Genomic DNA, 13,697 nt, shown 5'->3' with positions numbered 1-13,697 from the left:
GCGGTGATGAGCGCAGGCTCGGCATTTCCATCAATAGGCTTCACATCAATGACGGCTTGCGCTGCAGCAAGGATATCGACCTTAACGATCCCCGGCTTGATGACGGTTTTCACTATCCGGAGAGCGAAAACGGCAAATCATGGCGATGGACCAACGGTTCACTGAAGCTGCCAAGCGAGCTGTGGGCCGATTGCCGAACCCACGTCTTTTTGCGCGTGACCATGGATTCCGGCGGCAGTCCGCATTGGGTGGCAGGGTCGAAAACCAGACCACCGCGCACCGAATCTGCTGATACAAACCAAACCAACATCGTCCCGCTGCGTGCCGCGTGACGCGGGAAACGCGCTCTATTTGTCGATGAGATCGGGCTCCGCTTGGTCAGTACGGACCGGGTCGAGCAGGAGAAGCGGCGAGCTGCCCTCCAGTTGTTTGGTATGGCTGATAATATGAACCCGGTTTTGCTTATCGCGATGGACTGAATAGACCAACTCGCCATCCGGCGCTTTGTCCGCCAGCTTGCTGTCGATCCGAAACCGCAGCGTCAGTGCCAGCAGCCCCAGCACGAAGACGGGAGGTATAAGCAGCCATATCGCCTTGATCAAATCCGGCGAGGCTTGAAATGTGTCGAGCAGATGAGCCCAGAAATTGTAATCGTTCATGCGCACTCCCTTGTCGAAGAGGAAAGTGGCCACCGGAGGCTAAGCCTCTGGTGACCGGGGAGTTGATAACTCTCGCAGGAAGAGCGCGCCAGCCTTTAGGGTTGCCCCCTGAACATACGCTGGCGCCTCCCCGATCATAGAACGGGAAGTGCAGTATACGGCAGCACAAGGCCGCCTGCGAGGGGTTATCAAGCCCCAAGACCGATCCATTTCGAGCGGTCTCATTGCGGACCATAATTGGAATGTGACAGGGGTGGAACTGGTAGAACTACTGGTATGCAGACTTATTGAGCTTGGCGTGGTTCGTGGTTCGTGGTTCGACAGGCTCACCATGAGGGAGGTGGGTGATGCAAAGATAATCGCAGAGATTGCAGATCAAAATGGTTGCAGACTGTGGCTCCCCATGATCCCTCCCCACTCCGTCATCCTCGGGCTTGACCCGAGGACCCATAATTTAAAAGCGCGAGTGGTCACGTTCGTTTGATCTCTTTTGCCGTGGGTCCTCGGGTCAAGCCCGAGGATGACGGGGAGAGGTGGTTTGTAGGGAGCCATATTCTGCAGCCATTATGATTATCTTTGCATCATCCCTCTCCCTCATGGTGAGCCTGTCGAACCACGAACCACGAACCACGACCACCAACCAACAGCCTTGCAGGGATCACCTACCTATCAATAAAATCCCGCACGGCCTTGTTATACCCCGCCGGGTCCTGCAGCATTGCAAAGTGGCTGGCATTATCCAGTATCACCAGCTTGGCGCCGGGAATGGTTTTGGCCATGTAATCCGTATGCTCACGGGTGATCGCTTCGTCATGATCACCAAGCACGATGGCAATTGGTGTTTTGATCTTTTTCAGGTCGTCATCGGTCCAGTTTGGCTCGCTGGCCCACATGCCGCTGATCTGCTCGACAAAGGCATCATATTCGCCCGGTGTCGGCGAAATTTTCCTGTAAACCCCGCCAGCCTTTTCGATGTAACCCGCAAAGGTCTTGTTCTGCAGCACATCCGGCTTAACGCCGTCGATCTTGGTATTGGCGGCCTGCGCAAACACCTTGGTCAGGCGCTCCGGGTGATGAATGGCAATATCAATGCCAATAATGCCGCCATCGCTCCAGCCAACCAGCGCCGTCTTATCGACCTTGAGATAATCGAGCAAAGCAAGGTAATCCGATGACATCAGATCGTAGCTGAACGGGCTGGCATTGCGGGTGGAGCGGCCATGGCCGCGGCTATCGGCAACGATAACCATATGGTCCTTGGAGAGATCAGCCACCTGCCCGCCCCAGACATCGCTATAGCCAAGCCCGCCATGGATAAGCAGCACCGGTGGGCCGGAACCATAGACCGCATAATACATCTGAATGCCATTAACAGGCGCGGTGCCGCTTTTGACGGCGGCTGGCATTGGTGCGGGATCAGGCAGTTGCTCCCAGCGCTCGGCGGCAAGCGCCGTTGTCACAGCGAAGGCAAACAACAATCCCAGAGCGGCGGCGACTGATTTGAGTTTCATGATGCTCTCCATTTCCTGCAATGATTGCAGTGGGTGAGCAGCAAGATCAGCACTTTTCAGTCAGCGCCGCAATGGGCCGGAGGCGGACTACTCCGCCGCCTCCGCAATGGCTTCGTTGGCCTGCATGGCAGGATCAACCGGCTTGGGCTTGCCCGCGCTCGGCAACTGCACCGGCTTCAGGAGCGTCGCCATCAGCAGGCCGAACAGGGCAATGCAGGCGGCTGTCAGGAACAGCGGGCTGAATGCTGCGGCATAACTATCGGCAAGCATCTGCTTTGCTTCCGCTGGCAGTGCCGCCATCATCTTGGGCGTCAATTCTTCGATATTGCCGACACCCGGAATATTGACCGCCCCATGCGAGATATTGGCCGCGATAATCGCTCCATAGGCCGAGATGGCAATCGAGGCTCCGGCCATGCGTGCCAGCGATACCGAGCCAGTCGCTGCACCAACATCGCGACTTCCGGCGGCGTTCTGCACGCCGATAATCGGAATCTGCTGCCCCATGCCAATGCCAACACCGTGCATCAGCATCAGGAGGCCGATGAGAACCACGGGAGTTCCCGCATGAACCTGCGTGAACAGACCAAAGGCAACCGTGCTGAAGGCAAGGCCACCCATTGACAGATATTTGTAGCGGCCCGTCATCGAGATCACACGGCCTGTAAATAGCGAGCCGCCGACAATGCCGCCCGTCAATAGGATGAACAGCAGGCCCGCCAGCGATGGTGAAAGCCCCGTCGTCGTCTGCAGGAAGAAGGCGAAATAATTGACCATGCCGATGGCAATGCAACCGCTGGCAACCGAAATGATCACGAACAATGTGAAGGTCGAATTGCGGAACAGCGACAGCGGAATGATCGGCTCGGGTGCCCGGCGCTCGACAAAAACCCATATGATGGCGCAGACGATACCAAACCCGATAATGCCGAGGGTCTGCGGCGCCAGCAACGAGCCGAACAGCTGGCCGCCATCGGCCGCAAGCACAAGGCTTGTCGTCGTCAGGGCAAGCAGGACAGCACCGGCATAGTCGATCTTCGGCTTGCGGGCGGGTTTGCGGTAGGGAAGCATGAAGATCAGCCCGGCGAGGACGATCAGCCCGATCGGCAGGTTGATCAGGAAGATCGAGCGCCAGCCAAAAAGATCGCTCATCGTGCCGCCCAGAACCGGCCCGATAGCGCCAGAGGCGATGAAGACGAGGCTGAGATAGCTCTGGTACCGTGCGCGTTCGCGCGGTTCAAACAGGTCAGCACTGACGGAAAAGATCGAGACCATGACCCCGCCGCCGCCAAGCCCCTGCAGCACGCGTGCGGCAATCAGCGTGTTCATGGAGATCGCAAGGCCGCAGACGACGGAGCCGAGCGTGAAAATGAAGATGGCCGAAATCATCACATATTTGCGGCCAAACAGGTCGCCAAGCTTGCCATAGACAGGCATGACCGCGCTGATGGCGAGCAGATAGGCAGAGCCGATCCAAGCGAAGCGCTCAAGCTGACCGAATTCACCAACGATAGTCGGCAAGGCGGTTGAGACGATCTGATTATCCAGCGTCGCCATGAACATGGCCGCCATCAGAAAGAAGAAGAGAGTCAGCCGTTTGCGCGGGTCCGCGACGAGCGGCTCAAAGGAATTATTCTGGTCCATTGGATGGGGTATCCGGTTTGATTGGCGCAATTTATGTGCTATTAGCATACATATGTCAACAGCAGCGGAATGCTTTTTGCATATTTTAAACCCGGTGCGCATCTGTTATGGTTGAATCATGACTGATACTTTAGTGACACATGAAATCGAAACGCCCGAAACCGGGACAGATGACGATCTCCTGCGCATTGGCCATGCTATGACCCGTATGCGGCTGATGACAGGACGGCGGGTGATTGGCCGTCTTGCCATTCAGAAGGTTGCGCCGGGGCTGGAACTCACACACCTTGATGTGCTTGATGCGGTCAGGCGCGGGGAAATCTCCGGTGAAGTCACGGTTGGCCTGATTGCCGAAACATTGCGGATTGACCCTTCACGCGCCAGCCGTATCGTTGCGGAAATGGTTGCCAAGAATGTGCTGCGCCGGAAAGCCTCGCAGGCCGATGCGCGGCGCATTGTCGTTGTCATGACACCGCTCGGACAACGGCTTCTCGCCGAACTGCGGTTGCAAAAGCAGGCCATTGTCGAGGGCATCGTTGCTGATTGGTCGCCCGAAGAAATCGAAATCTTCGGACGCCTTTTCGAAAAGTACGTCAGCGGGTTCGAAGCATTGTTTGCATCACGCGAATAAGCGTCAGATGAGCTTGCGCGCCGTAAGCTCGTCTTTCAGATAGGCATAGTAGATCGGCGCGGCGATGAGCCCCGCCACACCAAACCACGCTTCCATAAACACCATCGCCAGCAGCAATTCCCACGAACGGGATTTGATCCGCGCGCCGATAATGCGGGCGTTCAGGAAGTATTCGAGCTTGTGAATAACGACGAGGAAGGCGAGCGAGCCGAACGCCGCCATGAACGACACACTGAGCCCGACAATGACGATGATCGTGTTGGAAATCAGATTGCCGATGACGGGCAGAAGACCGGCCACAAAGGTGACGACAATCATCGTCTTGACCAGTGGCAGATGCACGCCAAGGATCGGCAGGATGACCACGAGATAGATCGCGGTCAGGAATGTGTTCAGCGCTGATATGCGGATCTGCGAAAAGACGATATTGCGGAACGCCCCGCTGAGCACGCTCGCCCGCTCGACCAGCGCTAGGGCCAGTGGACCCGGCGTGCGCGATATATTCACCGAGCTTAGCGCAATCATGCCGCCGATCACCATTCCAACGATGACGCGGACGATCAGCACGCCGAAATCACGACCGACAAGCTGCAACTGGCCCGCATGTTCGCGCAGCCATTTGGCGGCAATGGATTCCAATTCGTCAAGGTTGGACGGGAAATAGGCTTTCGCCCAGTCAGGCACATGAACCTGTGCCGTATCCATGATCTCGGCCATTTTCTTGAATAGCGAGACAACGCCTTCGGAACCATTGGTCAATTGCCCAAGGCCGCTCACGACAGCTGCAACAATCAGAAGAATGAAAATAATCGCCAGCAGCGCCAGCGCCAATGTCTTGGTCAAGCTGTTGGAAACACCAAGCTTACCAAGCACGGGCGCCGCAAGATGGACGAGATTATAGACGAGAAGTCCCGATAGAAGGGCCGAAAGCAGCCCAAGCTGGAGGACAGCAAAGAGAGCGATGAGCGTCAACGCGAAAGACGCGATGTAGAGCCTTGTGGCAGTCAGCAAGTTGCACCTTGAGAAAGGCTATCTGTTTCAATTTGTTCCTAGCCTTGAAAGCCTCTCCGGCGCAAGCGAAAGCCGCGTAAACGTGGACAAAATTTAATGGCGGCGGCAATTTCCATGCAACCCCATTACCCGCTAATGTACTGTTTCTCTTAGACCCTTTCGAGGGAAGACATGAACAGGTGAGTGAATGGTATCGAAAACGCGCGCTCTGGTGGTGATCCTGATCATTGCTGTACTTGGCGCGGGCGCATATGTGACGCGCGAACGCTGGTGGAAAACACCCGGCGCGACAACGCAAAATGCTGCCTCGCCGGGTGGTGGTCAGCAGGAAAGCGGCCGCCGTGGCGGCGGGCGGCGCGGCGGTGGCCAGAGCCTTGGCCCCACGCCTGTTCTTGTGGCCGAGGCCAAGTCCGCCGATGTTCCTGTCTATATCGATGGCGTGGGTTCAGTGCGTCCACTCAACTCTGTCGTCGTGCGTTCGCAGGTCAGCGGCAAACTGGCCGCCATAGAGTTTCAGGAAGGGCAGGATGTGAAGGCGGGCGATGTGCTCGCGCGCATTGATGACGCCATTTATCGTGCCCAGCTGGATCAGGCCACCGCAAAGAAGGCGCAGGACCAGGCGCTTCTTGCCAATACCAAGCTCGACCTTGAACGTTATATCCGCCTTGCCCAGACCAATGCTGGCACGCAGCAGCAGGCGGACACGCAGCGGGCACTGGTCGCGCAATATGAGGCGCAGCTCAAATCCGACGAGGCTGCGATTGAAAGTGCGCAGGCAACACTGGATTACACGATTATCCGCGCACCCATTGATGGGCGCACCGGTATCCGCAATGTCGATGTCGGCAATATTGTCAGCACATCCGATACAACGGGTATCGTGACACTGTCGCAGATCAAGCCGATTTCTGTGCAATTCTCGATTCCGCAGCAGCGGCTGGCCAAGATCAACGTGGCAAGCGCGGCCAATACCCTCCCCGTGCAGGCGCTTTCGGGAGACGGAAAGACGGTCATCGACAGCGGCACCCTTGCTGTTATCGACAATCAGGTCGATCCGACGACGGGAACCGTAAAGCTCAAGGCAAACTTCCCCAATGACAAACTTGTCCTCTGGCCGGGCGCTTTCGTTAATGCGCGCTTGCTGGTGCAGACCTTGAACGGGGCAATTGTCGTACCCACCGCATCGGTGCAGCGTGGCCCCACGGGAACCTTTGTCTATCTGCTTCAGGAGGGTGATACGGTTGCCATGCATCCGGTAACAGTCGGGCAACAGGATGATGTGCAGGCCGTGATTACGGAAGGTGTTGCAGCGGGCGACAAAATCGTCACCACCGGCTTTGCCCGATTGCAGGACGGCGCCAAGGTTCAGGTCACCAGCGCTACGGATGCAGGAACGACGCCTGCTCCTGATGCAAAACCGGCTGATGATGGCAAACAACCGGATGGAACTGCAAAGAGCGGCGAAAGGCAGCACAAGCGACGCAATCAGCAGAGCGGTGGTGCAAGCGGCGGAGAGGCCGGTAGCGGGACCACGAAATGAGTGTTTCGACACCTTTCATCCACAGACCCATTGCAACCTCGCTTCTGGGGATTGCCGTGCTGCTGGGTGGTATCCTCGGCTATCTTGCCCTGCCGGTAGCGCCGCTGCCGCAGGTGGATTTTCCGACGATACAGGTGACAACACAATTGCCGGGTGCCAACCCCGACACCATGGCGTCGCTCGTCACTGCACCGCTTGAACGGCAACTGGGACAGATACCGTCGCTCTCCTCAATGGTGTCATCAAGCGCATTCGGCATCAGTCAGGTAACCCTGCAATTTGATCTCGACCGGGATATCGATGGGGCCGCGCAGGATGTGCAGGCGGCGATCAATGCAGCCGGTTCCCTGCTGCCAAAAACCCTGCCCTACCCGCCCACCTATGCCAAGGTGAACCCCGCCGATACGCCCATTATCACCCTCGCTTTGCGGTCCACGAGCTATTCCATCCGCAATCTCAGCGATTTTGCCGATACCATGATGGCGCAGCGCCTGAGCGAGGTTACGGGCGTCGGCAATGTCAATATTCAGGGCGGCGTGCGCCCGGCCGTGCGCATTCAGGCGGATTTGCCACGGCTTGCTTCCTATGGCATTGCGCTAGAGGATATTCGAACCGCGATCACCAATGCCAGCGTTGCGGGTGCCAAGGGTGCGCTCGACGGCACACATCAATCCTATACGATTTCAGCCAACGACCAGATTGTTGATCCACAGACCTATAATTCCATCATTGTTGCTTACAAGAATGGTTCCCCGGTCCTGCTCAAAGATGTGGCAACTGTTGTTGAAGGGTTGGAGAATTCCCGTGTTGGCGCGTGGTATCAGGGCGAGCCTGCCGTCGTCATCGATGTGATGCGCCAACCGGGCGCCAATGTCATCGATACGGTTGCCCGCGTGCTGCAGCAATTGCCGCGTCTCAAACAGGCCTTGCCAGCAGGGGTCACGCTGGATGTGGTAAACGACCGGACGAACACAATCCGCGCGTCCATCCATGATGTGCAATTGACCCTTGCGATCAGTATCGCACTGGTCATTCTCGTGGTCTTCATCTTCCTGAGAACCGTGCGTGCCACGATCATTGCTGGTGTTGCGCTTCCCCTGTCGCTTGTGGCGACATTCGGGGTGATGTGGTTTGCAGGTTTCAGCCTCGACAATCTTTCCCTGATGGCGCTGACCATCGGCACCGGCTTTGTGGTTGATGATGCCATTGTGATGATTGAGAACATTGTTCGCCATATCGAAGACGGCGAAGGCCCGCTCGAAGCTGCCCTAAAAGGCGCGGGCGAGATCGGGTTTACCATCATATCGCTGACCGTCTCGCTGATCGCAGTGTTCATCCCGCTGCTTTTTATGACCGGCATTGTCGGGCGCATGTTCCGCGAATTTGCCCTGACGCTGACTATCGCCGTTGTTGTATCGGCGATCGTCTCCCTAACGCTGACACCCATGATGTGCGCACGCATTTTGCGTGGCAAAGAGGAAGGCGAGCGCCGTGGCGTGCTGCACAGCATCGACCAGTGGATGGACAAGGTCATAGAAGGCTATCGCCGCAGCCTGCTCTGGGCGCTTGATCGCAGCAAACTGATGCTGCTGCTGACGGCTGTCACGCTTGCAGCGACGATTGCGCTCTACGTGATCATCCCCAAAGGATTTCTGCCTTCGCAGGACACCGGGCTGATAACGGCGATCATCGAAACCGAGCCGACAACCTCATTCGACGCGATCAAACGAACCCAGGCTATTGTTACCGACAGGCTGCGACAGGACCCTGATGTGGCGGGCATTGTTTCTGTCGTTGGAACCAGCACAACCAATCTTACACCCAACACAGGCACGCTCAGCCTTGTGCTGAAACCGCAGGATCAGCGGTCGGATTCCGCCGCGCAGATTATCGACCGGCTGCGAACAGAGACCACTGGCATTCCCGGCGTGCAGGTAACATTCCAGAGCGTGCAGGATATCCGCATCAGCACCCGTTCCAGCCGTGCCCCGTATCAATACACACTGACAGGCACCGATACCGCGATGGTGGTGGACTGGGCGCAGCGGCTCGCCAAGGAATTGCAGCGCGATCCGGCTCTGATCAATGTGGCTTCGGAAATCGAAATGGGCGGCGGGCGCATTTTCGTCAATGTCGACAGGGAAACCGCCTCGCGGCTCGGCGTTTCCATGCAGGCGGTCAGCGACACGCTCAATGACGCTTTCGGTCAGCGCCAGATCGGCACGATCTATGGACAGGCCAATCAGTACCGGATCATCCTTGAAGCCTCGCCGCAGTATCAGGCGGACCCGAAGTCGCTCGACAAGCTCTATGTCAGCGGCGCCGGGGGCGCTCAGGTGCAATTGAGCGCGTTTGCCACCGCTTCGTTCACCACGGCACCATTGGTTATCGGCCATGACGAGCAGTTCCCCGCTGTCACTGTCAGTTTCGACCTTGCACCTGGAGCGTCGCTAAGCCACGCGGTGACGGCAATCAAATCAGCCGAAAAGGCCATTGCCCTGCCAGAGTCGATCCGTGGGCAATATTCTGGCGATGCGGCGGAATTTGCCAGTTCACTGGCGGGCGAGCCTTGGCTCATTCTTGCTGCCATCATCACGATCTATATCGTGCTCGGCGTTCTCTACGAAAGCGCCATTCATCCCATCACCATTCTCTCCACACTGCCATCGGCGGGTGTCGGGGCACTGGTCGCCCTGATGCTGTTCGGACAGGACCTTTCGATCATTGCGCTCATCGGCATCGTGCTTCTCATGGGTATCGTGAAGAAGAACGCGATCATGATGATCGACTTTGCGCTTGAAGCTGAAAGAACCGAAGGACTTGATCCGCGCGAAGCGATTGTCAAAGCATCGATCCTGCGTTTCCGCCCGATCATGATGACCACGCTTGCGGCGCTTTTCGGCGCCCTGCCGCTGGCCCTTGCCCAAGGAACCGGGTCGGAACTGCGCATTCCGCTTGGCATCAGCATTATTGGTGGTCTCGTGCTCAGCCAGCTCCTGACGCTTTATACAACGCCGGTCATTTATCTCGGCTTCGAACGCTTGCGTAGTCGCATCGTCGGTCGGCCGACCGGCACGCCTGCCCCTGAAGCGGATGGCGGCGTATGAACTTTTCCGAACCGTTCATCCGCAGACCTGTTGGAACCACGCTACTGGCGCTGGGTCTGTTGATGCTCGGCATTGTCGCCTATGGTTTTCTGCCTGTAGCAAGCCTGCCTTCCGTTGATCTGCCCACGATCCGCGTTTCCGCCAGCCGCCCCGGCGCCGACCCTGCGACCATGGCCGCCAGCGTTGCCGCGCCGCTGGAGCGGCGCCTCGGCTCGATCGCCGGTGTTACGGAACTCACATCGGTCAGTTCGCTCGGCTCCACCAACATTACGGTGCAATTCGACCTTTCGCGCGATGTCGACGGGGCGGCACAGGATGTGCAGGCAGCGCTCAATGCGGCTGCTACGGACCTGCCTTCCGACTTGCCGTCACTGCCCAGTTTCCGCAAGGTCAATCCGGCGGCAGCGCCCGTGCTTATTCTGGCGCTGACATCCGATACGGTCTCTGCCAGTGCTATTTATGACGCGGCAGATACTGTCATCGTCCAGCGTATTTCACAGGTGGAAGGGGTTGGCGAAGTGACAGCCAGCGGAGCGGATCAACCGGCGATCCGCGTCCGCTTCGACCCTGATCGCCTTGCGGCCATGGGCATGTCGCTCGACACGGTTCGCACCGCCATCGTCAATGCCAATGTGGCCGAACCGGTTGGCTCTATCGATGGCAGTGATTTTGCTTTCTCGATTGGCACCAATGCGCAATTGAAAACAACCGAGGATTACGGACGGATCATCATCCGCAGCGGCGACGGGACGGCTGTTCGCCTCTCTGATATCGCCACTGTCGAGCAGGGCGTGCGCAACAGCAGGTCGGACGCCTGGTATAATGGCAAGCCTTCGGTTCTTCTCAACATCACCAAACAGGCCAATGCCAATGTCATCGCCACCGTAGATGCAGTGAAAACGCTGCTGCCTGATCTGAAGCGGCTGATACCGCCGGGCATTGATATTGCGGTTCTCTCAGACCGGACCACGACCATTCATGCCAGCGTGAATGATATGCAGTGGACGCTTCTGGCCACCGTCTGTCTTGTTATGGCGGTTGTCATGGTTTTCCTGCGGCGTGCCACCCCGACCATGGCAGCCGGTGTGACCGTACCATTGTCGCTCGCTGGCACATTTGCCGCCATGTGGGCCTGGGGGCTTTCCATCGACAATCTGTCCCTAATGGCACTGGCCGTATCGGTTGGATTCGTTGTCGATGATGCGATCGTCATGATCGAGAATATTTATGCCAATCTTGAAGAAGGCAAGAAGCCGATGCGGGCAGCGCTTGAAGGCGCGCGGCAGATTGGCTTCACTGTCGTTTCCATCAGCGTGTCGCTGCTTGCCGCCTTCATTCCCCTGTTCTTCATGGGCGGTATCGTCGGGCGTTTCTTCCAGACGTTCTCGCTGACCCTTGCCTTCACCATTCTTGTCTCCACGGTCGTATCCCTGACTGTCACGCCGATGATCTGCGGTCACAGGCTGAAGGCCCATGATGCCAATGCCCGTCCGGGCGCCTTCGGGCGTATTGTCGAAGGTACGCTTGACGCTGTGATCGCCTTTTATGGCCGGACATTAAAAAGTGTCCTCTATCACCGTGTTCTGGCCGTGCTTGTCATTTTTGCCTGTGTTGCCATCACAGCTTTTCTCTATGTCAAAGTCCCAAAAGGCTTCTTTCCGTCTGATGATACCGGCTTCATCATGGGCGGTACGCAGGCTTCAACCGATATCTCCTATCCAGCCATGGTGGACCTGCAGCGTCAGGCGGCAGCAATAGCAGGTCAGGACCCGGCTGTTGCTGGCGTTGGCTCCTCCGTCGGTGGCGGCGGGTTTTCATCCGGTGTCAATCGCGGGCAATTGCTGATTTCACTGAAGCCGGAGAAGGAACGCGACCCGACCGCCATCGTCATCGACCGTATGCGCAAATCGCTTGCCTCCGTGGCGGGGCTGTCAACATTCCTGTTCTCGCCGGGAGACATCCGCGCGGGCGGACGTTCGACCCAGTCGCAATATCAGTTCACCCTATGGGATGCCAATTACAGTGAACTTGTCACATGGGCGCCAAAGGTGCTGGACCGCCTGAAACAGGAACCCGGTTTGACCGATGTGGCAACGGACCGCCAGCCCAATGGATTGCAGGCCAATGTGACGATAGACCGGGTTGCTGCTGCGCGCATGGGCGTGGCCATCGGCGATATAGACAGCGCACTCAACAATGCTTTTTCACAGCGGCAGGTTTCCACGATCTACTCGGCGCGCAATCAATACCGGGTGGTGATCGAAGCCAATGCCGGTTACGCGCTCGACCCCGAGCAAATCGCCAATCTGCATGTGACCGGAACCGGCGGCATACAGGTGCCGCTCAGCAGTGTCGCCAAAATCGAGCGCACCCTTGCGCCCCTCGTCGTCAATCATCAGGGGCAGTTTCCGTCCGTCACCATTTCCTACAATCTGGCATTGGGGACATCGCTTGAGGACGCGAATAATGCGGTACAAACAGCTGTTCTCGGCATGCATCTTCCCGATTCACTTCACGCGGAGTTTGCGGGCGACGCCGCATCACTCACCCAGTCCACCGGTAGCCAACCCCTGCTTATCCTTGCGGCACTGCTGACAGTCTATATCGTGCTGGGCATTCTCTATGAGAGCCTCGCCCACCCTTTGACAATTATATCCACCCTGCCCTCCGCCGGGCTTGGCGCCCTGCTTGCACTGGTCATAACCGGCACGGAGCTGACACTGATTGCCTTTATCGGCATCATTCTTCTGATCGGCATCGTCAAGAAGAACGGCATTATGATGGTGGATTTCGCACTACAGGGCGAGCGAAGCTATGGCCTGTCGGCGGAGGATGCGATTTATCAGGCGTGCCTCAAGCGCTTTCGGCCAATCCTCATGACAACGCTTGCCGCTATTATGGGTGCCATACCCCTCATCATTGCGACCGGTCCCGGTTCAGAACTGCGCCGTCCGCTTGGAATTACCATTGTCGGCGGGCTCATCGTGTCGCAGGTGCTCACCCTCTACACCACACCAGTCATCTATCTGATGCTGGCACGGCTGCACGAACGCTGGTCGGTAAAGAAACCCATAGCTGCCGGGCAACGGCCATAAAATTTGTAAAATTTTAATAAATTGAAACGCGGGATGAACGGCTGGTTCTACGCGTGTTCAGGTTGCAACCCATACCTTTGTGTCAGTTCCACGGGGGTATCTGTCATGCTTGTACAGCGTCTTGGCATTGTCTTTTTCATTTTCATGGCTTTTGCCTTGTCCTTCGGCAGTTTTGTCAATTACACGGCCAAATACGGCCGGGACGCCCACCTCGCCTATCAGGGCAAGGTCATGCAGGACACACGCAACAACTGAGCCACTCATTATTGTTTGCGCTTCTCCGCCTTTTCAAGGCGCTTGAGCAGATCAACGAACTGCGAGGGAAGATCCTTGTCAGCCTGAGAAAGCTGGGAGGACTGGACGGCATTGCGAAAATCCTGCCTGGTAATCTGTGTGCGCATGACCGTGGCAACCGGTTGATGCGGCATTCCATGTTTTACAGCCATGACCCTTCCCATCCATTTCTGGAGCAAGATCGGTACTCATTTGCCGACGCGTG

At 57.3% G+C, this 13,697-nt stretch carries 10 protein-coding genes and 1 pseudogene; 6 read left to right on the top strand and 5 right to left on the bottom strand.

Features of this window, described 5'->3' with window-relative positions; genetic code table 11:
* A pseudogene (locus AB4Y96_RS07140) lies at positions 1 to 332 on the top strand (hypothetical protein); the annotation flags it as partial.
* Positions 333 to 347: 15 nt separating this feature from the next.
* On the opposite strand, the gene AB4Y96_RS07135 reads toward AB4Y96_RS07140, so the two are convergent.
* From AB4Y96_RS07135 to AB4Y96_RS07125, 3 genes are all read right to left on the bottom strand, one after another.
* On the bottom strand, positions 348 to 659 hold the full coding sequence (locus AB4Y96_RS07135; RefSeq protein WP_091878559.1) for a hypothetical protein: 312 nt from the start codon (positions 657 to 659) through the stop codon (positions 348 to 350).
* A gap of 662 nt (positions 660 to 1,321) precedes the next feature.
* Positions 1,322 to 2,170 (bottom strand): alpha/beta fold hydrolase, encoded by an 849-nt coding sequence (locus AB4Y96_RS07130; protein WP_441916402.1) that lies wholly within the window; start codon positions 2,168 to 2,170, stop codon positions 1,322 to 1,324.
* An 87-nt stretch (positions 2,171 to 2,257) separates the two neighbouring features.
* Entirely contained in the window at positions 2,258 to 3,814 is a 1,557-nt protein-coding gene (locus AB4Y96_RS07125; RefSeq protein WP_441916401.1) for an MDR family MFS transporter, read from the bottom strand.
* A gap of 118 nt (positions 3,815 to 3,932) precedes the next feature.
* On the opposite strand from AB4Y96_RS07125, the gene AB4Y96_RS07120 reads away from it, so the two are divergent.
* Complete coding sequence (locus AB4Y96_RS07120) at positions 3,933 to 4,445, top strand: MarR family winged helix-turn-helix transcriptional regulator (protein ID WP_091878564.1); 513 nt, start codon at positions 3,933 to 3,935, stop codon at positions 4,443 to 4,445.
* A gap of 3 nt (positions 4,446 to 4,448) precedes the next feature.
* On the opposite strand, the gene AB4Y96_RS07115 is transcribed toward AB4Y96_RS07120, so the two are convergent.
* Positions 4,449 to 5,456 (bottom strand): AI-2E family transporter, encoded by a 1,008-nt coding sequence (locus tag AB4Y96_RS07115; protein WP_091878565.1) that lies wholly within the window; start codon positions 5,454 to 5,456, stop codon positions 4,449 to 4,451.
* 187 nt (positions 5,457 to 5,643) lie between these two features.
* Here AB4Y96_RS07115 and AB4Y96_RS07110 point away from each other — a divergent pair, with 187 nt between their 5' ends.
* The 4 genes from AB4Y96_RS07110 (at position 5,644) to AB4Y96_RS07095 (ending at position 13,453) form a co-directional block, all read left to right on the top strand.
* Positions 5,644 to 6,996, top strand: a complete 1,353-nt coding sequence (locus AB4Y96_RS07110; RefSeq protein WP_441916400.1) for an efflux RND transporter periplasmic adaptor subunit — start codon at positions 5,644 to 5,646, stop codon at positions 6,994 to 6,996.
* Positions 6,993 to 10,103 (top strand): efflux RND transporter permease subunit, encoded by a 3,111-nt coding sequence (locus AB4Y96_RS07105; RefSeq protein ID WP_441916399.1) that lies wholly within the window; start codon positions 6,993 to 6,995, stop codon positions 10,101 to 10,103. The genes AB4Y96_RS07110 and AB4Y96_RS07105 overlap by 4 nt, the downstream gene beginning before the upstream one ends.
* The gene (locus tag AB4Y96_RS07100) at positions 10,100 to 13,198 is read left to right on the top strand and encodes an efflux RND transporter permease subunit (protein WP_441916398.1); all 3,099 of its coding nucleotides are present in this window, start codon (positions 10,100 to 10,102) and stop codon (positions 13,196 to 13,198) included. Before AB4Y96_RS07105 ends, AB4Y96_RS07100 begins: the two co-directional genes overlap by 4 nt.
* 105 nt (positions 13,199 to 13,303) lie before the next feature.
* Complete coding sequence (locus tag AB4Y96_RS07095; protein WP_162700273.1) at positions 13,304 to 13,453, top strand: hypothetical protein; 150 nt, start codon at positions 13,304 to 13,306, stop codon at positions 13,451 to 13,453.
* An 8-nt stretch (positions 13,454 to 13,461) separates the two neighbouring features.
* Here AB4Y96_RS07095 and AB4Y96_RS07090 read toward each other — a convergent pair whose 3' ends face one another.
* The gene (locus tag AB4Y96_RS07090; protein WP_091878572.1) at positions 13,462 to 13,644 is read right to left on the bottom strand and encodes a hypothetical protein; all 183 of its coding nucleotides are present in this window, start codon (positions 13,642 to 13,644) and stop codon (positions 13,462 to 13,464) included.
* Between the last annotated feature and the right edge of the window lie 53 nt (positions 13,645 to 13,697).

The organism is Phyllobacterium sp. TAF24, from assembly GCF_052113785.1.
GTDB lineage: Bacteria > Pseudomonadota > Alphaproteobacteria > Rhizobiales > Rhizobiaceae > Phyllobacterium.
Note: the sequence above shows the minus strand (reverse complement) of the source record. Positions and strands in the feature narration are given on the sequence as shown.